The 17,941-nt window shown below is 64.6% G+C and carries 14 protein-coding genes; 10 read left to right on the top strand and 4 right to left on the bottom strand.

The annotated features are described in order from the left end of the window. Nucleotides 1–46 precede the first annotated feature (46 nt). Nucleotides 47–922 (top strand): aldo/keto reductase family oxidoreductase, encoded by an 876-nt coding sequence (locus GV068_RS07400; protein WP_159696717.1) that lies wholly within the window; start codon nt 47–49, stop codon nt 920–922. Here the strand turns inward: GV068_RS07400 and GV068_RS07395 are convergent. Continuing rightward, the gene (locus GV068_RS07395) at nt 919–4,173 is read right to left on the bottom strand and encodes a patatin-like phospholipase family protein (RefSeq protein WP_201303255.1); all 3,255 of its coding nucleotides are present in this window, start codon (nt 4,171–4,173) and stop codon (nt 919–921) included. The genes GV068_RS07400 and GV068_RS07395 overlap by 4 nt on opposite strands. A 341-nt stretch (nt 4,174–4,514) precedes the next feature. Here GV068_RS07395 and GV068_RS07390 point away from each other — a divergent pair, with 341 nt between their 5' ends. From GV068_RS07390 to GV068_RS07375, 4 genes are read left to right on the top strand one after another with little or no spacing between them, the layout of a single operon-like run. Next, nucleotides 4,515–5,513, top strand: a complete 999-nt coding sequence (locus tag GV068_RS07390) for a hypothetical protein (RefSeq protein ID WP_159696716.1) — start codon at nt 4,515–4,517, stop codon at nt 5,511–5,513. 1 nt (nt 5,514) lies between these two features. Beyond that, entirely contained in the window at nt 5,515–6,264 is a 750-nt protein-coding gene (locus tag GV068_RS07385) for a M12 family metallopeptidase (protein WP_159696715.1), read from the top strand. Then, nucleotides 6,264–8,558 carry a caspase family protein gene (locus tag GV068_RS07380; protein WP_159696714.1) on the top strand — a complete coding sequence of 765 codons (2,295 nt, stop codon included), beginning with the start codon at nt 6,264–6,266 and terminating at the stop codon, nt 8,556–8,558. Before GV068_RS07385 ends, GV068_RS07380 begins: the two co-directional genes overlap by 1 nt. Next, nucleotides 8,558–11,437, top strand: coding sequence for a CHAT domain-containing tetratricopeptide repeat protein (locus GV068_RS07375; protein WP_159696713.1), 2,880 nt, complete (start codon nt 8,558–8,560; stop codon nt 11,435–11,437). Before GV068_RS07380 ends, GV068_RS07375 begins: the two co-directional genes overlap by 1 nt. A 218-nt stretch (nt 11,438–11,655) precedes the next feature. On the opposite strand, the gene GV068_RS07370 is transcribed toward GV068_RS07375, so the two are convergent. After that, nucleotides 11,656–11,994 carry a hypothetical protein gene (locus GV068_RS07370; protein ID WP_159696712.1) on the bottom strand — a complete coding sequence of 113 codons (339 nt, stop codon included), beginning with the start codon at nt 11,992–11,994 and terminating at the stop codon, nt 11,656–11,658. Between the two features lie 105 nt (nt 11,995–12,099). On the opposite strand from GV068_RS07370, the gene GV068_RS07365 reads away from it, so the two are divergent. Beyond that, nucleotides 12,100–12,618, top strand: coding sequence for a hypothetical protein (locus tag GV068_RS07365; RefSeq protein WP_159696711.1), 519 nt, complete (start codon nt 12,100–12,102; stop codon nt 12,616–12,618). A gap of 9 nt (nt 12,619–12,627) precedes the next feature. On the opposite strand, the gene GV068_RS07360 is transcribed toward GV068_RS07365, so the two are convergent. Together GV068_RS07360 and GV068_RS07355 are read right to left on the bottom strand one after the other, a co-directional pair. Continuing rightward, a complete protein-coding gene (locus GV068_RS07360; protein WP_159696710.1) occupies nt 12,628–13,026 on the bottom strand; it encodes a GFA family protein in 399 nt (132 codons plus the stop codon). Nucleotides 13,027–13,028: 2 nt separating this feature from the next. Then, complete coding sequence (locus tag GV068_RS07355; RefSeq protein ID WP_201303254.1) at nt 13,029–13,724, bottom strand: PhaM family polyhydroxyalkanoate granule multifunctional regulatory protein; 696 nt, start codon at nt 13,722–13,724, stop codon at nt 13,029–13,031. A gap of 125 nt (nt 13,725–13,849) precedes the next feature. On the opposite strand from GV068_RS07355, the gene GV068_RS07350 reads away from it, so the two are divergent. From GV068_RS07350 to GV068_RS07335, 4 genes are all read left to right on the top strand, one after another. Beyond that, nucleotides 13,850–14,950: a DUF3108 domain-containing protein gene (locus tag GV068_RS07350; RefSeq protein ID WP_159696709.1), complete on the top strand. Its 1,101-nt coding sequence runs from the start codon at nt 13,850–13,852 to the stop codon at nt 14,948–14,950. A gap of 1 nt (nt 14,951) precedes the next feature. Continuing rightward, on the top strand, nt 14,952–15,704 hold the full coding sequence (locus GV068_RS07345; RefSeq protein WP_159696708.1) for a DUF3108 domain-containing protein: 753 nt from the start codon (nt 14,952–14,954) through the stop codon (nt 15,702–15,704). A 166-nt stretch (nt 15,705–15,870) separates the two neighbouring features. After that, complete coding sequence (locus GV068_RS07340) at nt 15,871–17,238, top strand: hypothetical protein (RefSeq protein ID WP_159696707.1); 1,368 nt, start codon at nt 15,871–15,873, stop codon at nt 17,236–17,238. Then, on the top strand, nt 17,231–17,938 hold the full coding sequence (locus GV068_RS07335; protein WP_159696706.1) for a hypothetical protein: 708 nt from the start codon (nt 17,231–17,233) through the stop codon (nt 17,936–17,938). Before GV068_RS07340 ends, GV068_RS07335 begins: the two co-directional genes overlap by 8 nt. Nucleotides 17,939–17,941: the final 3 nt, after the last annotated feature.

Below are 17,941 nucleotides of genomic sequence, written 5' to 3'. Positions count from 1 at the left end.
GTCGCGATTACTGTGTCCGAACTGTCCATCAACCAGGAGAAACGACATGTCCCACCACGACAACAGCGGCACCTATCCTCTCGGCGGCCGCCAGGTGCGCCGCCTCGGCTACGGCGCCATGCAGCTGGCCGGACCGGGCGTGTTCGGCCCGCCGAAAGACCTCGATGCCGCCAGGGCCGTGCTGCGCGAAGCGCTGGCACTCGGCGTCGATCACATCGACACGTCGGATTTCTACGGCCCGCACGTCACCAACCGCCTGATCCGCGAAGCGCTCCACCCCTATCCGGAGGCGCTCACCATCGTGACCAAGATCGGTGCGCGCCGCGACGACAAGGGCGGCTGGCTGCTCGCGGCTTCAAACCAGGAACTGGAACAGGCGGTGCACGACAACCTGCGCAACCTAGGTCTCGAACAGCTCGAGGTCGTGAACTTTCGCAGCATGCTCGACGTGCACGGGCCCGCCGAAGGGTCGATCGAAGCGCCGCTCGCCGCGCTGGCCCGCCTGCGCGAGCGTGGACTGGTCCGCCACATCGGGCTGAGCAACGTAACGATGGCGCAGGTCGAGGAGGCGCAGCGCATCGTGCCGATCGCCTGCGTGCAAAACATGTACAACCTGGTGCACCGGAACGATGACGCCATGATCGATGCGCTGGCGGGAAAGGGGATCGCCTACGTGCCCTTCTTCCCGCTGGGCGGCTTCAGCCCGCTGCAATCGGACGCCCTGTCCCGGGTGGCGCAGCGGCTGGAAGCAACGCCGATGCAGGTGGCCATCGCATGGTTGCTGCAGCGTTCGCCGAACATCCTGCTGATCCCCGGGACCTCGTCGGTCGCGCACCTGCGTGAGAACCTGAAGGCGGGCGCGCTGCGCTTGGATACGGTGGCGCTGGCCGAGCTGGAGGCGATCGCCGGCGTCGCCGCCTAGCGGCACTGGCCGCGCACGTCAGTGCAGGGCGCAGGCGCCTGCGCGCCCTCATCTTCTCCGTGGCGCCGGCGCAGCTCCGCGCACAGGGTGTCCACATCCAGTCCGCCGTCGCGGCTGCGCGCGGCGTCCATGGCGCCGCCCAGCGCGCACTCGCCGATGTACTGGCCCAGCGCCCGGTAACTCTCGAACTGGGTCTCGTCGAACCACTGGTCGACCGAGCTTTCGTGCGGATAGGCCGGGTGCACCTTGCGGTAGTTGAGCAGGTCGGCGTTCTCGCGGCCGACGATGGCCGGCTTCACGTACAGCAGGGTGCCGTCGACGCCGCCCTGGTCGACCTGGCTGTAGCGCAGCGTGCCGACCGCGCAGCTGGCGCCGCACAGGCCTTCGCCGCCGCGCTGCGCCATCTTCGAGACATCCAGGTCGATGCGCACGTGCAGGTCGGTGCCGCACTTGCGGATCGCGTTGCCCAGGTCTTCGAAGGACAGGCGGCCGTCGCTGGCCCCGTCCACCGCGATGATCAGGCGGCAGCGCCGCCGCACCAGCTCGTAGATTCCAAGATTATCGAAATGTCCGCCGTCCGACAGGTAGACGTAGCTGGCGTCGGCATTGGTCAGGCCGAACAGCTCGGCCAGGAGGCTGAACAGCCCGACCGGCGGCGAGGACTGCTGCCAGGCGTCCTTGCGCGGGTTGGGGCACCAGCGCCCCAGGCGCACGTTAAACATCGTCATCAGGAAGTTCAGCGGCGGCGAGGAGTGCGCGCCCATGTTGGGGCTGGCCGCCGCACCCGAGACCGCGATCGCCATCCCGAGCCGCACGCCGGCATCGTCGTCGGCCCCGGCGCCCGAGCGCGAGCCGTAGGCGTCGGTGGGCCGGTAGCAGCCGCGCGCGGCGTCCGCCCCGGCCGCGCCGGCTGCCGTGCTGCCGGTCGAGCCGGGCGGCAGCTCGAAGCCGCAGTAGCGCGGCGTGAAGGTGAACGAGGCCGCCTTGCGGGTGCGCCAGGCCAGTTCCTCGCCGCCGACCAGGTTGAGCGAGGTGTTGATGATGTGGCAGGGGCGCTGCTGCTTCAGTTCCGCCAGCAGCGGGTCGTCGCCTGGATCGAAGCCGGTGAAGGGGTGAGGCTTGCGTGCACGGCTGCTGGCGCCGAAGTAGGCGCGCACCAGTCGGTTCCGGTACAGCATGTAGAGCGAAAACTTGTTGATGTCCACGCGCCAGCCGAGCAGCACGGCGGCGCCCAGGAAGAAGGCGAAGGCCCCGGCCAGATGGCTGCCGCTGGTGCCGAGGGTGGCCCTGGCGTGGGCGCCGTAGACGCAGGTGAAGGTGACCGGCTGCGGGCAGGCCACCAGCGGCGGCGCGACGGTGGCCTGCACCAGCGCGCTCAGGAGCGCGAACACGCCGGCCGTGAACACGTAGGGCGCGAGGCGCGCCAGCAGGTCGAGGCGCGAGTCGCTCGCGTGGATGCCGGTGATGCTGGTGCCCGTCTTGCTGCTGCTGCCGGCCTTCAGGCCGAACCAGGTCATGGCCAGCCAGCCGAGGGCGGTGGTGATGTGCGACCACGGGTTGTAGGTCAGCCAGGCCCAGTGCAGCAGCGGCGCCAGGAAGAAGGCGACGCCGAACATCGTCACCCAGGACAGCGCGAAGATCCAGGCCCAGGCGCCCTGGCGGCTCCACCATTCGCGGCTGGCGTCGCTGTACATGCGGCCGATCAGGCCGATCATCAGGGTCATGGTGCCGGCGAACAGCGCCATCATCAGCGGCATGCCAAAGCTGGTGAGGGCGATCGCGTTGTTCAGCACCGGATGCTTGCTGGGCTCGGGCAGCAGCGACAAGCCGCCCAGCAGCAGCACCGTGCCGATCGTGAGCGCACCGATGGCGCACAGCAGGTGCGCGATGCCTTCGACCAGCTCGGGGCTCGTCAGGTCGGCCGACGGTGGGCGCGGCTGCAGGCGCTGCAGCACGCCGAGGGCGATGGCCAGCAGCACCAGCACCGCGCACAGGGCCAGCAGGCCGTTGACCACGTGTTCGTAGGTAGCCGGCTCCACCAGGTGCAGCATCATCTCGGGTGCGAAGGCGCGCGCGGCGGCGCACAGCACCGCCATCACGGCCACGAAGGCCGCCGTGCACAAGGTGTAGCCGACGCGCCGGTAGACGCTGGTGCGGTCGTGCGCCACGTACCAGCCGCAGGCCCACACCACGAAGTAGACGAAGCCCGGCGCCAGCAGCCAGTACGCGCGCCCCTGCAGCTGGACCGGCAGCGTGCCCAGTTCCCAGAACGGCAGCTCGCCGCCATGGCGCCACAGGCCCACGCTGCCCAGTAAACCCGCCAGCAGCAGCGGCAGGTTGATCCACCAGAGCACCGCGCCCTGCGACAGCGGGAAGCGGCGCTGCCCGCGCGAGCCGGACGGCTTGCTGGAAATGGACAGGGCAATGCAGAACACCGCGAACAGGAACAGCAGCACGCCGGCCATCCAGGCCAGGTCGGCATACACGGCCCAGGGACCGCCGGGATCGACGATGCGGTGAACAGCCCAGACGGCGGCGCGCGGCAGCAGGAGCAGGGCGCACAGCCAGGCCACCAGCATGGTCAGGTTCAGGCCCGTGTTGCGGACGTAGGTGCCGATCAGGGTCCAGGTGTCGGCGCTGAACATGCCGCCGCGCGGCGACAGGTAATTGGTATACAGGCGCAGGAAGCGGATCTCCGGCGCTTCCGTGCTGCCGCTCTCGTTTGCCACCCTTTGGGCGAGCATGGCTTCGACCCGGCGCACGTCGCCGCCCTGTTCGTGGATGCACTTGGACAGCCAGCCGCCGATGAAGCCGCCGCCGGAGACGGTCGACAGGTAGTCGAGATGGCGCAGCATGCCGTGTTCCGCCATCGCCTGCAGCACGCCGAGCCCGAAGGTGGCGCTGCGCACGCCGCCGCCGGACAGGGCCAGCCCCACCATCCCGGCCTTGTGAGCGCGCGCCGGCAGCTCGGTATCGGGAGCGGAATCGGGATCGGGGCGCAGCAGGTCGAGTTCGTCGCGGAAGACGTCCTGGAAGGTGGCGCCGCTGACTTCGTTCAGGCGCTGCAGGGTGATGGCATCGAGCACGCCGCGGCCGGCGATGCCCTGGCGCCGGCGGAATTCCACGACCGCCTCCGACAGCTCGCCCAGCGTGCACGCATGCGCCGGCGGACGGCAACCGGCCGCCTCCAGTTTGCGGCGCAGATCGGCGATTTGCGCCGGCGCCAGGCTGGAAGGATCGAAGGTAGGCACGGGCACTCCTGCTGAAGACTGAGTCCAGTTCAGCACGCCAGGCACGCAGACGCTACCGAATGGATCAAGAGTGCGAAGTTATCTAAGTCTCGTAGTCTTGCTTATATTAAAAGCATCGACTCTGCATAGGGGCCCGCACATGCTGTCTCACCCGCCATGCCTGCATATCCCTGAGCAGGCGCCGCTCTGCCAATGGTCAGAGTAGATAGCATTTTTTGCAACGATATGCCGGATAAATTTTATTTATCCGACAACAAGACCTGTTTTACCAACAATTACAATGCTATATTTACAAGCGGCGGCAGAGTGGTCTGCTGACTTAACTAACGGGGGCGTTTTCGATGAAAAGTCTGATATATCTGGCCGCAGTCCTTGTAGTGCTCAGCGGTTGTTCACAAACACCGATTGCAAAAATCAGTTATTACCCGGCGAAATCGAGTTTAAGCGCAAGGTTAGTGCGGACGCTTGGCTGCGACAAAAACAACCTGCCCATCGTCGCGACCACCCCGACCGTGACAACCACTTTTTCAGCAGATACGAGCAAGCTCCTGTCGCTGGACCTGAAGGAGCTCGATGGGACGATCGCCAATAGCGACATCAAGCTCGAATTTTATGCCGACAGGCGCCTCAAGTCGGTCAATGCAACAACGACTGGTCAGGGAGAACCCATCATCAAGTCGGCCGTTTCCCTGCTGGCAGCAGCGGCGCTTGAGCAGAGCTACGATGCTTCAGTCGTCGAGAAATGTCAGGAATTTAAAAAGCACTTCGGCGAGCAGACGCTCACTCTGATTTACATAGCGGAACAGCCTTTCGATAATTTCGACGACGTTCGGTTTGCAGCGGATACCCAAAGCGCCCGCTACGCGAACCAATTCAAGAAGCTGGTCGGAGATGCTTGCTTCCGTGTCAAGGCTGCTACAGCAAGCGCGCCCGTCACCGCCGGGAGCGGGGGGCGCGTTGCCATGTTGGGGGCACGGCAGCCCGCAATGGTTCCGGCGGCGGTTTCGATTGGGCCTGTCGGTGCATGCGAGGTCAGCACCATCTGGAGCGGTTATGTGCCTGTCGGGCAAAAAGGCGCTGACTACATGATCCCGATCCCCTCCGCTGCCGTGTTTGGCAAGCAAGTATTCGCCGCCGCGTTCGACGAAGCTGGCGCATTGACCTCGGTTCAGTACGGGAAGGAGAGCGGCGCTGGCGCCGCTATCAACGCGGCCCAGTCTACCTTCGATGCGCTGCATACGACCGACACCGAAAAAACTGCCCAGCTAAAGGCCGAGGCCGATGTCATCGCGGCACAGCAGCGCCTTGTGAAGTGCAAGACCACGCCGATGAGTTGCTGATATGTGGTCCCCACCCGGGCGCCGTCTCGTTGCCCTGACACTGATCGTGGCAGGCGCATCTGGCGTGCTGTATGCCCAGGTCCGTCAGGACGTCCATCAGAACAAGGCTGATCTGGCAGCGGCGGCCGTACGGCTGCGGGGGGAGGTCCCGGGTGTGCAGCCGGTCTTGGGTACCAAGGGCTGGGCGAAGGTGTCAGCGAAATGGGGTTCGCCAGTCATCAACGTCTGTTGGGAGGCGATGGCCCCGGAACATGCCTCTGCGCGTGCTTGGGTTGCTGACGCGGTCAACGGCGCATGGCCCAAATCCTCGGCGGTGCGGTTTGTCGGGTGGGGAGCCTGTGTATCTGGAGCTTCCGGTATCCACATCGCCGAGGGAAATTATGTCGCGCTTACAATTGGCCTTGGAAAAGAGGTGAACCAAGTGAAAAATGGGCTGCGGCTCAACTTCACTTTCCAGGAATGGAATCAGTGGTGTGCGCGCGACGAAGCCACTAGACAGAAGTGTATTCGTGCCAACGCTGTGCATGAATTTGGGCACGCCCTAGGATTTGTTCACGAACACAATCGTCATGATCGCCCGGACAGTTGCACGGAAGTGCCTGACACCAGTGCGGGCGAAGAGATCCTTACCCCATGGGATCCGGAGTCTGTCATGAATTATTGCAATACGAATCGGATGCTGGCCGCCGGACGTTTGTCCGATGGCGATAAACATTCAGTCGCGGCCCTCTACCCGGGGCGGCCACTGTGATGTGCCCGCTTGCCGAGGGGCGCCACCTCGCCGCCTGGCCTCGCCATATCATCGCTCTGCACGCAGCGCTGCAACGATGCGGCCATCGTTTCCTCAACGCTTTGCTGATAGCAGTAATTGCTGGTTGCCTTGCATCGCCAGCCACCGCCGCAGAGACGCAGCGCCATGCGCTCATCGTGGGTGTGTCGGGCTATGCAAACCCCGTCGCACCACTTGCGGGACCTCGGAACGACGTTACACTGCTGGTCAACACCTTGGTCGAGGCCAAGTGGGCGAAACGCGACCATTTCCGGGTTCTGGCAGACGATCTGGCCGCTTCGTATTACCCGGATAAGGTAAGCGCGGATGGCTTGCCGACAATCGCTGAGATTCGCAAAGGGCTGGCCTGGCTGGTGAATATTGCCGCGCCGGGAGGCGAGCTGATCATCTACCTGTCGGGGCACGGTAGCTACGTTCCGGCCATGGGCTTGACGGGCGAGGCTGCCGAGTCCGACGGTGTGGACGAGATCTTTCTTCCGCTTGACATCGGCGAATGGAGCGACACGCTGCACGGGATCGAAAACCAGCTGACGGACAACGAGATCGGTGCCTACCTCGCGAAGATACGTGCGAAAGGCGCCAAGGTATGGCTAATCGCTGACTCATGCAATTCCGGCAGTCTGTCGCGCCAAGCCATCGCCGTTCGCAGTGTCGACCCGATCGCTCGGCTCGGCGTTTCTCCGCGCGCATTCAGGCGCGGAGCAAGAGCGCATGTCCCAAGGGTTCGCAAGCTGGCGCCGTCAGGGCCGGGGGACAACAGCTTCGTTGGCTTCTATGCCGCACAGCCGTCGCTTGATGCTATCGAGGCGCTGGTTCCGTTGTCCGGCAGCCAGCCGCAATCGCGCATCCACGGCGTGTTTACCTGGTATCTGGTCCGGGCTATTCGTGCCGGGCAAACTGCGAGCTTCGAGCGCATCGCCCAGACCATCATCTCGGGCTATTCGGAGTGGCAAGGCGCGGCGCCCATTCCAATGTTCGACGGCGACTTGCGCATTGCAACCGGCTTCGCGGGCCAAGCAGGCCGACTCTACTCCTTGGCCACGTCTGGTCCGCAGCTGATGGTGAAAGCAGGCATGCTCGACGGGATTGATGCGGGCACCCGTTTCAATCTTGTCGATCTGCGCGGCGATGTGCCGAAGACAGTCGCCGTCGGTCGCGCCACAAGCAGTGCTCCCGACCGCACGGTGATCGAGATACTTCGTGACGGGCAGTCCGGGAGCGAAATTGTAGTTAAAGAACTTCACAGCTTGCCACATGCGTTCGCGGCGCAGGTGACTTCGCTTGGGGTCTCGCTTGGATTGAGCGTCGCACTCGATCCTCTGTCGAACGGCTCAAATGCGCGGGATCACCAGCTGCACGAACGTACTGCGTCCGCCCTGGCGGCATTGCTGGCTGCACCGGCACAGAATCAGACGATCGCGCTGATGCCAGCTGTGACGCCCGCTGGCGCAGATGTCCGACTGATTGTGAAGGATGGCCGTGTGTGGCTGGCCCCCCCCAGCGGCGACACCGTGCTTCCAGATGGGGGCGAACCGCCGTCCCTGGCCGCGGCGGACATCAGTTCGACCAGTCTGGGCGGACTGCTCGCCCAGATCGGCCACGGTCGCAACCTCCTGAAGGCCGTGCATATTATCGAAAACACCCAGATCGCCCGTTCCGTGCAGGTGACCTTGCTCAGGGCAGCGCAAAAGCGCAGGCAGGGACGCTGTCCGGCCCGGGTGCCGGCGCCCGCCAAACCTCACGGTCTGAACGTGTTCGACAGCAAGGCGGCCAAGCACCAACCTGTGACACTTGCCGACTGCGATCTCGTGACCATCGTCGTCAAGAACCAGAATCGTGGTGCGATTGGCGTAACGCCACTCTATATCGATGCCTGGTCGCATATCGATTTCCTGTACAACTATGAAGGGTCGTCGCATAGCGCACTGATCATCGATCCCGCTCAGATTGGCGTCATCACGTACACCGAATCAGTGCCGACCGGGGCGCAAGCAAAGCGTTCGGGCCGCGGTAACATTGTGCTTTTGATGACGGTCGTTGACGGGGCAGAGCCTATCGCACCCGACTTTCGGTCTCTTGCCACCAACGCAGCGCCGCCCCTGCGCGCCGACGCTCTCGACTCCAGCGCTCCTGACTTCCTCTTGCTCGCGGCGGGTGCGGGCGGTGGCACCTTGCGCAGCGCCACCAAAGACTCCGATACCCAAGTGGGCGCTGTCACCGTTCCCCTGTATCTTGCTGCGCCCGGAAAGAAATGATGAGCGGCAAAGGCCTGCGGTCGCGTTTCGTCCTGCGCATGGTGCTTTTTCCGCTTGCGCTGTTGCTACCCATGGTGCCGGGGGGCGCCAGCGCGCAAGATGATGAGAAGCCATCAGATGCGAAACTGCTCGCCCAGTTTCGTGTGCTCTGCCCCGCGCAGGGCTTTGCTGCGCCGATATCGCAAAGTGAGGCGGGCGGGCGCGGCGCACCTGCCGCAAGTGCATCGGTCCTGGACGGTGACGAGGATTTCGATTTTGCTCTGAGCAATAGCAAATTGTCCCAGGCCCAGAACCTCATCGCCGAAGGGAGATGGGAAATGGCGACGTCCTTGCTCTGTGACGTATTGCGCACCCGTTATAACCGCCTTGGCCTGCTGGACCTGGGGACCCTCGCCGTACTCAATAATTTTGGCGTCTTTCTTAGAAAGAGCGGCCGCGGCGCCGATGCTCGCTTCTTGCTGGAGGAAGCCATCGCGTTGGCAAACGCCTTGACGGTGACGGGAAGCGGACCGCTCGGCGATCGCCTGACAGGCCCCCGCTTTAAAATGCGGCTGAATCTGGCACTATCGCTCTACGAACTGAGGCAATACGAGGCGGCGGCCGAAATTCTGACAGCGCTGGTAAAACAAGCGGTCGATCAGCCCTCTGTCGACGCAGAGAGCCGTAGTATTGCGGCAGCCAGTCTGGGCCAGACTTTGGGAGCGCTTGGCCGCTTGGTCGAGGCGGAAAGGTACTTGCGTGCTGCACTGGACATCCGCTTGGAGACAGCTCCTTACAGCCAAGGTGTGCCAGCGACGATGACTGAGCTGGGCGCAAATTTGTCGGCGCAGGGCAAATACAAGGCGGGCGAGATGCTGCTGCGACGGGCACGGCAATTGCGGGTCGCCATGTTTCAAGTTGATCATCTGAACACGGCCTTCAGCAATAAGCATTTGGCGAGCAACTTGATCGCGCAAGGCCGATATGCCGAGGCACTGCCGTTTGCCAAGCAGGCACTGGCGACGCAGCGGGCCAGGCTCCCGTCCTTGCATCCGGACCGCGTGCTCAGTCTTACCGTCCTCGGGAACGCGCGTCTGGGGCTTGGGGATGCCAAGGGCGCGCTTGCGGCTGCGCGCGAGGCAGCCAGCGCGCAGTTGTCGCGTTCCGCTTCCGAAACTGCCCAGGCGAAACCGGACCCTCTGATCTCACCATTACGGCGCTACCAGGATCCGCAGCGCCTATTGCTGCGCAGTGCTTGGGCATCCCTACCGGGCGGGCGACGCACATGGGAGAGTGCGTCCGTCCCTGAAGTTGTTGGCGAATCGTTTCTTGCAGCGCAGCGCCTGATCTGGTCCAGCGCAGGCGATGCCATTGCGAACGCGGCAGCGCGGCGGGTGGCGACCCAGCACGGCCTTGGTGAGTTGGCCGCACGCCTGGAAACGCTTCGTGATCGCGTCGAACAACTCGATGCCGCTGTGGGCGCGGCGGCCGCTTCGAACCTGCCAGCAGGCGCCGCCGCGCTGTTGTCCTTGCGCGAACAGCGTGAGCAGACGAACCAACAGCTCGGCGAACTGGTCGGCGAATTGCGAAGCCGCTTCCCAGCGTTCTTCGCCTACCTGAATCCCGAACCTATTCCTCTGGCAACGCTCCAGAAATTGCTCAAGACTGGTGAGGTCCTTATTTTTATCACTCCTGGGCAGAACGCCGAACACGGGTTTGTGTGGGCGGTCACTCGCGAGCGCGTCGCGTGGGTCCAGATTCCGCTTTCCGGCGATACGTTCGTGCGCATGGTGCGCAGTCTGCGGCTGGTCATTGATCCCAAGGGTGCGCGCTCGCCTGACCAGGACGACCGCTCAGTGCTTGCCGCCGGCGCGCGTGGCTTCGATCGCAAGGCCGCCTTTCGGCTCTACAAACATTTGTTCGGCGATCCCGCCATCGCTGCGCTCGTGACGAAAATGCCTAGATGGCTAGTCGTAACGCAGGGAGAGGCAGTCGCCCTGCCTCTGGCAGCCTTGGTCGCTGCCGAACCGCACGGCGGACAAAGTGGGGACGTCGATCCCGCGACACTTCGGTCCACGCGCTGGGTCGCTTTCGAGCACGAACTCGCGCTTTTGCCCACCATCTCAAGCTTCGCTTCGCTGCGCCTGACTGCAAATGTGCACGCGAGCGGGCGTCGTCCGTTCTTTGGCTTGGGCGATCCTTCTTTTCAGGGCAGCAACGCATCGCCGCAGGAGACCGGCAGCTATTTTTCAGATGGTGATGTCCGTCTGGGCGAATTGCGTAAGCTGGCGCCGTTGCCTGGTACGCGCACCGAGATCGAATCACTGGCCCGTACGCTTGGGGGTGGTCCAGACGATATTTTGTTGGGTCCGGACGCTTCCGAATCCAGGCTGGGGGCGCGTCCGCCGACACGCGGCCTGAATAATTATGCGATCCTGGCGTTCGCCACGCATGGTCTAGTGACTGGAAACCTCGGCAATACGCTCGCAGAACCCGCGCTCGCGCTGGCGCCACCGTCGATGCCGGGGCCTTCGGATGACGGTCTGCTGACGGGCTCCGAAGCCGCGCTGCTTCGTCTGGACGCCGACTGGGTGCTTTTGTCCGCTTGCAACTCGGCTGCTGGCGGCAGCACTAATGCCCAGGGGCTGACCGGACTTGCGCGTGCCTTTCTATTAGCTGGGGCACGCGCGGTCCTCGTCTCCCACTGGCGGGTGAGAGATGACGCGGCGCCGCGCATTACCGGGCGGACGATCCAGCTGATGCAGGGCGGGCTGAGCAGAGGAAAAGCCCTTCAGCAATCGATGCGGGAACTCATGCTGGACCCAAGCTTTGATGCGACTGGTTCCTCGTTCGCGACGCCTTCGGCCTGGGCGGCGTTTACGCTGGTCGGCGTTGACTGATCCTCGCACTGGGGCCATCCTTTGCCCCATTACTACGCGCTCGTAGACGTGCCGATGATGCGCGCCATTTTCAACAGCAGATCCGCTTTCCCGGCCATGACCATTCATGATGGCGTGCCTGACTCTTCTCGAAGGTAATCTTGCCTATGGAAAAAAGGATTGGGCTGGCCGCGGGTAATTCCTCCCATGCTAGATCGACCGCGCGAGACTTGACCGGGTCATCTCCCTGTAATGGCCGTCAAATCTTTTCCTGAGCCCGGCACGCTCATCTCCGAGTAGATCTTCGCCCTTGCCTGCTTCAGGCCGGCCTGGGGCAGGAATTGATCCGAGATCGTCAGGATCGCGTGCAGGCTGTTCCTCAGCTTGTCCAGTTCGATGTCGCCCGGCTTGAGCGCCGTTTGCAGCAGGTGGATCGCCATATCTGCCAGCAGCAGGCGCTGCTTGTCGGGCCAGGCGTCGCTGCCCCTTGTCGCGGGATGTCGAAGCAGCTGCTCCTCAATTTGACCGTGCAGTTTCCATCCGGTGGCGATCATGTCCGCCTTTGTCAGCTCATCCATTCATATCTCTAATAATTGCATGTTGTTAAATATCATGTACATACGGTAGAGTGCATGCGCGTGTCGACGCAAGCTTCCCACAACCTTGTACTCACCGGCGTGTTCATGAAACTCAAACCTTCGTTTTTCTTCTGGCTTGTCGTTGTCTTCTTCATCACCAATCTTCTGCATGAGGGCGCCCACTGGCTGATGGGCACTGCCTTCGGCTTCGACATGCAATATGGGCTGAATATCGTGCGCTACCTCTCGCCGGCCGAACCGTGGCAAAGGATGATGTGCGACGCGGCGGGGCCCGTCCTGACGATCCTGCAGGCCCTGGTGGCGTATGCCCTCGTCCAGCGCAAGGCGTCGACGATCGCGTTTGCCTTCCTGTATACCGCGATGTTCTCGCGTCTGACCGCAGGCCTGGTCAGCTTCCTGCATCCGAACGACGAGGCGCGCGTCAGCATGTACTTCGGTCTCGGCAAATGGACCTTGCCGGTCCTGGTGGCCGGCGGCCTGATCGTGCTGGTCGTAAAAGCGAGCAAGCGCCTTGGACTGAACTGGAAGGATCAAGTCCTGTGCTACCTGGTGGCCTCGCTGGCCGTGTCGGCCATTGTCGGCCTGGACCGGTTCGTACTGTAAGCGCCCTGTTCAGCCTGTGCGGTCGCCGGGGGCGGCGGGTTCACGGTTGTGCTCGTAGTGCTTCGCGAGCGGGAAGGGCGGCAGCCATGATTCGCGCCGGACGATCCAGTTTTCGTAGGTCGGCACCAGCTGGTTCGGCGCGTCCAGAGCGCCCAGGTGCACTTCGATTTCGTCTCCGCTGCGTGCGAACACCGATGACCCGCAGCGCGGACAGAAATGGCGGTTGGCGTAGTGGCGGGTCTCGCCGCTGATGCTTACCGCATCCTGCGGGAAGATCGCGGCCGCATAGAACAGGGCGCCGTGGTGCTTGCGGCAGTCGAGGCAGTGACACAGGCCGACCCGGTAGGGACGGCCGGTCGCTACTAGCCTTACATCGCCGCACAGGCAGCCGCCGGTGACCTGGTTCACGCTCAGCGCTTGGCCGGATTGACGCGTGGATTGCGTCCCACCCGCTTGGACGACACTTCCGGCTGCGGCGCACCGCCGGAGACGTCCAGCGGCGAGCCGCCTTCGGCTTTCGGTTCCGCCGGCGCTGACGCAGCCGCGCCATCGCTGCTTGAGGCGTCCGGCGCTGCGCCCCCAGCCGGTATGGCGCTGGTGACTGCCTGACGGAACTGCTCTTGCAATAAATTCCACCAAGCGACCGCGGCCGGCATCGTGCCGTTGGCGCCGGCCTGGTCCGGGTTGGCCGGCTGGTCCGGCGCCGCCTTGGCGCTCTCTGCCGGTGGCGCCGGCGGGGGCGGCGGCGTGGGCGCGGCGGCCGATTGGGCGAAGAACTGCGAGAAGGGCGCGGCCATGGCCGGATCGGTGCCGGCGCGCTGCATGGCCTGGGCCATGCTGTCGCCCATGGCCTTGAGCGTGGCGAGGGTGCCGCGCTGGACTTCGAGCGCCTGGATGGTTCCGCGCAGCATGCCCAGGTTCAGGTTGAGCCAGGATTCGACCGCCTTGAGGTCGGCGATCTTCTTGTCCAGGTCGTCGGTGGACAGGCTGGAGGTGGTCATGCCCGGCATGCCGACGCCGGGGATGTTCATGCCACCCCACAGGTTCTTGACGAATTCCAGGGTATCGGTCATTCCGGCAGCGTTCGGCATGGGAGGCTTGAGCATCGATGTTCTCCAGTGGTGGACACCTTAGCGTAGCAGATAAATAACACGCTACAAAGCCTGGGCAGCAAACGCGGCCTTTCAGGGCGCCGCCTGCGCCGCCGGCGCGCACAGGCTACACTAGCGGCATGAGTTCCGCTTTACTCCCCCAGCGGCGCCGCGCGCTGGTGCTGGGCACGCTGGTCGTGCTGCTGCACTGGCTAGCGCTGAACTGGCTTACCTCGGGCACGCTGGGCATTGCGCTGCCGGCGCGCGATGGCGACTCGGCCGTCAGCATGGCGCTGCTGCCGGCGCTGCCGTCCGCCGCCCCGGCGCCTGAACCGGTGCCGCCGCCCAAGCCGCAGATGGTACAGCCGCCGCTGCCGGATTTCGCGCCGCTGCCGACCATCGCCATCGCCCACGACACGGTGGGCGAACCCGCGCAGCCAGGGCCGCCCGCGCCGGCGACCAAACCGCCGGTCGAGCCCGCACCGGCCCCGCCGCAGCTGGCCGCCGCCGAAGCGCCAAGCCCGCCCGCGCCGGGCGAAGCGCCGATCGTGCATACGATCCGTCGCTACAAGGTGGACGTGCCGCCGCCGGCCGACCTGACTTACGACCTGGCGCGAACCGACGCCGACGGCACCAAATGGACTGGCCAGGCCCTGCTGTCCTGGAAGCCGGACCAGGGCGGCTACCAGATGCGGATCGAGATGGGCATCAAGATCGTGTTCGCGCGGGTGAACCTGCTGGTGCTCACCAGCGAGGGGCACCTCGGCAACACTGGCCTGGCGCCGGTGAAGATGACGGAAAAGCGCCGCGGCCGTTCGCTGACGGCGACGCACTTCGACTGGCCCGGCAACAAGGTGACTTTCTCGGCTTCGCAAAACAATTACGCGCTGCTGCCTGGCGCCCAGGACAAGGCCACGGTGCCGCTGCAGCTGGCGGCGATCGCACGCGGCGACCAGTCGCAGCTGTCCGGCGATATCGACATGTTTGTCGGCGAAGACCGCTGGGGCAGCGTTTATACCTTCAACGTCGTGGGACCGGAGGAGATCGACACCCCGTTGGGCCGCCTGCAGACCGTGCGCGTGGCGCGTCCGCCGAAGCAGGGCTCGTACAAGACGCGGCTCGACATCTGGCTCTCGCCCGCGCATGGCTGGCTGCCGGTGCAGATCCGCAGCAGCGAAGCCAACGGCGCGGTGACCACGCAAACGGTCAACAAGATCGCCATGACCCAACCAGGAATTTGATATGCAACGATTTGCTGTACCCAAATCCGCCGCGGCGCTCCTGCTCGCGCTTGCCCTCGGCCCCGCAGGCGCACAGGACTCTCCGGCCGCCGTCAAGCGTGCCTTCGAGCTGCCGCCTTCGGCCGACCTGCACTACGAGCTGCAGGCGCGCCAGCGCGGCTTCGGCCTGAAAGGCGAGGCCATCGTCACCTGGCGCGCCGGTGACGGTAAATACAGCGTCAACGCCGATTCGAAAGTGGCGGTGCTGGGCACCATCACCGAGGACCGCAGTAGCGGCGCCGTGGATGCCTACGGCTTGGCCCCCGCCGAGTTCGTCGAGAAGCGCATCCGCAAGGACCCGACCACGGCGACCTTCGACCGCGAGGCCAAGGCGCTGCGCTTCAGCGAGAGCAAGCAGGTCTATCCGCTCAAAGGGGGCGAACAGGACCGCGCCTCGATCACCTGGCAGCTGGCCGCGGTGGCGCGCGGCGCCGGCGAGAAGTTCAAGCCGGGCTCCGAGTGGCCCTTCTTCGTGGCCGGGCGCCGCGATGCCGAAACCTGGGTGTTCAAGGTGGTCAAGCGCGAAAAAGTGCGCACCGGCCTGGGCGAGGTCGACGCCATCCTGGTGTCGCGCCAGCCGCTGGCGGACAAGAAGGACCAGACCCTGGACGTCTGGCTGGCGCCGCAGCACGAGTGGTATCCGGTCAAGCTGCGCTACGCCGACGGCGAGAAGGAACAGATCGAGCAGACGCTGAATACGGTGACAAAACGCTAATTCCCTGTCACTTTCTTGCAATGTCGAATTGTAATTAAGACAATAGCCGGGTGTGTCTTTCCTGCAATCAGGCGGTCTTTCGATCTCCTAATTGCCCATCCTAAACTGTTATACTGGCGCCCCCGCGGACGGTTCAGCCTGTCCGCGCCAGAGAACGGTATTTAAGATGATCGACCACCTTGCCGGCGCGGCGCTCGCCGACGACTCCCTGACGACTCCCCCGGAAGACGACCCGCTGCAGGCGCACTTCCAGAGCGGCGTTGCGCCCGACGAGATCGAGCAGGTCTACCACCTCAAGCGCGCGCAGCCGATGCTTTCGGCCTTCACGGCGCTGTTCCACGGCACCCAGGACGGCGTGCTGGTGCGCCTGCTCGTCCTGCGCGAACTGGCCAGCGACACCGCCAGCTCCGCCTTCTCGCGCGCCGACATCAACAACAAGCTGGCCTACCTGACCGCGGAAAGTCTGGAGACGGTGCTGAACCGCCTGCGCGGCCATGGCCTCCTGGCCTGGGACGGCCCGGGTGCCGTGTACCGCATCACGCCGCTGGCGCGCAACGTGCTCTCCGCGCTCGACACCCTGATCGCGCTGGCGAAGCCGGAAGAAGACGATGCCGAGATGGGCTTCCTGCTGTCGCAGGTGGCTGGCGCCCAGGCCGTGGGCGGCGTCACGGTGGAGCAGCTGCGCCACCTGCTGGGCCGCCTGGTCGAGCTGACCGAGGAATTCCGCGACGCGATCGCCTCCGGTTCCGAATTCCGCCTGCGCACCTCGCAGGCCAAGTGGCACATGGCCTGCGACTGGGTGGAGAAGGGCTCCGTCATCCTGCGCGCCATCACGATGGATCCGAGCGCCGATTCGGCCACCCACAAGGCGGCGCAGGCCATCGGCCGCGCCCAGAGTGCGCTGCTGAACATGCAGGGCATGTTCTCGCGCGCGCTGAACCAGATCGAGCGCCAGCGCGTGCACCTGGGCCAGTCCGGCCTGTCGACCACCGACGTCAAGCGCTGGCTGCTGGCCCACGAAGACCTGGCCAGCCTGGCCTCGGAAGCGATCGACCGCCCGGTGGTGCCGCTGTTCGGCACACCGGCCGAGATGATCGACGTGGCCGAGACCGAGCTGCTGCTTGAACGCGTGACCTCGACTGGTCCGAAAGGCCTGCCGACCGGCACGGATGCGCCGACGACGGTGAACGACAATCCGGCCATGCAGGCCGAACTGAACGACTGGATCAACAAGCTGGCCGACTTCGCCAACCTCGGCAACTTCCCCGAGTTTTCGGAGAGCGGCCCGAAGAAGGTGGCGCTGCACGAATCTCTGCTGCCGGCCAGCTTTGCGGTCGCGTCCTATCGCGCCTCGCTGCTGCCGCTGCTGGGCGACGCGGCCGAGGCCAGCCTGCAGGGCGCGACCGCCGAGCTGGCGCGCCTGCCGGTGAAGTTCGAGCCGACCGACGCCATGATCCAGCTCGACGATCCTGAAGTGGCGGCGATGTCGATCGCCACTCTCTCACTGAATACTGAAAGCCCTTCCGATGAATGACGACGCACAAATCCTGATCGCGCGCCTGCTCACGCACCAGACCCTGCGCCGCGACGACAAGATGGTCAAGCGCGCCCTGTCGGACGAAGCCTTCCGCATCGAAGTCGACAAGCGCCTGCTGGAATCCGGCCTGAAGCTGCTCGACAACGTGTATGCCGACCATGTGACGATCGCCCTGCACCGCAACGTCGAGCCGAAGATCTTCGGCGCGAAGGACATCTGGCAGAACAATAACTTCGGCCTGACCCGCGATGGCGTGGCCCTGCTGGTGGTGCTGTGGGCCCAGATCATCCTTCCGAAGCGCGAGCGCCAGGAGACCCACGTCACGGTGGCGGACGACCAGACCGACATGTTCGGACAGGACGCGCCGATCCCGCGCGCCGAAGATACGTCCATCGGCATCTCCTACACCGCGCTGCTGTCGGACTTCGGCGACAAGCTGGGCAAGAAGACCCGCATGGACATGAACCTGGGCGTGCTGTCCAAGCTCGGCTTCATCGAGCGCCGCGGCGACGTGATCCTGGAAGGCCCGCTGCTGGACCTGATGATGGACACCGACCTGCTCAAGGAACGCATCATCAACGGCGCGCTGGCCGACGTGTTCAAGCGCGCGCCGCTGGCTGCGGTGCCGCGCAAGGTCGATGCCGCCAACGATGCCGTCGTCGAAACGACCGACGACGCCGCCGATACCCCGAATTAAGGC

This window comes from Massilia sp. 9I (assembly GCF_902506415.1).
Classification (GTDB): domain Bacteria; phylum Pseudomonadota; class Gammaproteobacteria; order Burkholderiales; family Burkholderiaceae_D; genus Telluria.
The sequence above is the reverse complement of the archived record's forward strand: the minus strand, read 5'-3'. Positions and strand labels throughout refer to the sequence as shown.

Bases quoted from the DNA above. Each gene is read 5' to 3' on its own strand.
- GV068_RS07390 (WP_159696716.1), top strand. From the start codon at position 4,515: ATGAAAAGTCTGATATATCTGGCCGCAGTCCTTGTAGTGCTCAGCGGT.
- GV068_RS07335 (WP_159696706.1), top strand. From the start codon at position 17,231: ATGAATGACGACGCACAAATCCTGATCGCGCGCCTGCTCACGCACCAG.
- GV068_RS07355 (WP_201303254.1), bottom strand. From the start codon at position 13,724: ATGCTCAAGCCTCCCATGCCGAACGCTGCCGGAATGACCGATACCCTG.
- GV068_RS07385 (WP_159696715.1), top strand. From the start codon at position 5,515: ATGTGGTCCCCACCCGGGCGCCGTCTCGTTGCCCTGACACTGATCGTG.
- GV068_RS07375 (WP_159696713.1), top strand. From the start codon at position 8,558: ATGAGCGGCAAAGGCCTGCGGTCGCGTTTCGTCCTGCGCATGGTGCTT.
- GV068_RS07350 (WP_159696709.1), top strand. From the start codon at position 13,850: ATGAGTTCCGCTTTACTCCCCCAGCGGCGCCGCGCGCTGGTGCTGGGC.
- GV068_RS07400 (WP_159696717.1), top strand. From the start codon at position 47: ATGTCCCACCACGACAACAGCGGCACCTATCCTCTCGGCGGCCGCCAG.
- GV068_RS07370 (WP_159696712.1), bottom strand. From the start codon at position 11,994: ATGGATGAGCTGACAAAGGCGGACATGATCGCCACCGGATGGAAACTG.
- GV068_RS07380 (WP_159696714.1), top strand. From the start codon at position 6,264: ATGTGCCCGCTTGCCGAGGGGCGCCACCTCGCCGCCTGGCCTCGCCAT.
- GV068_RS07365 (WP_159696711.1), top strand. From the start codon at position 12,100: ATGAAACTCAAACCTTCGTTTTTCTTCTGGCTTGTCGTTGTCTTCTTC.
- GV068_RS07345 (WP_159696708.1), top strand. From the start codon at position 14,952: ATGCAACGATTTGCTGTACCCAAATCCGCCGCGGCGCTCCTGCTCGCG.
- GV068_RS07340 (WP_159696707.1), top strand. From the start codon at position 15,871: ATGATCGACCACCTTGCCGGCGCGGCGCTCGCCGACGACTCCCTGACG.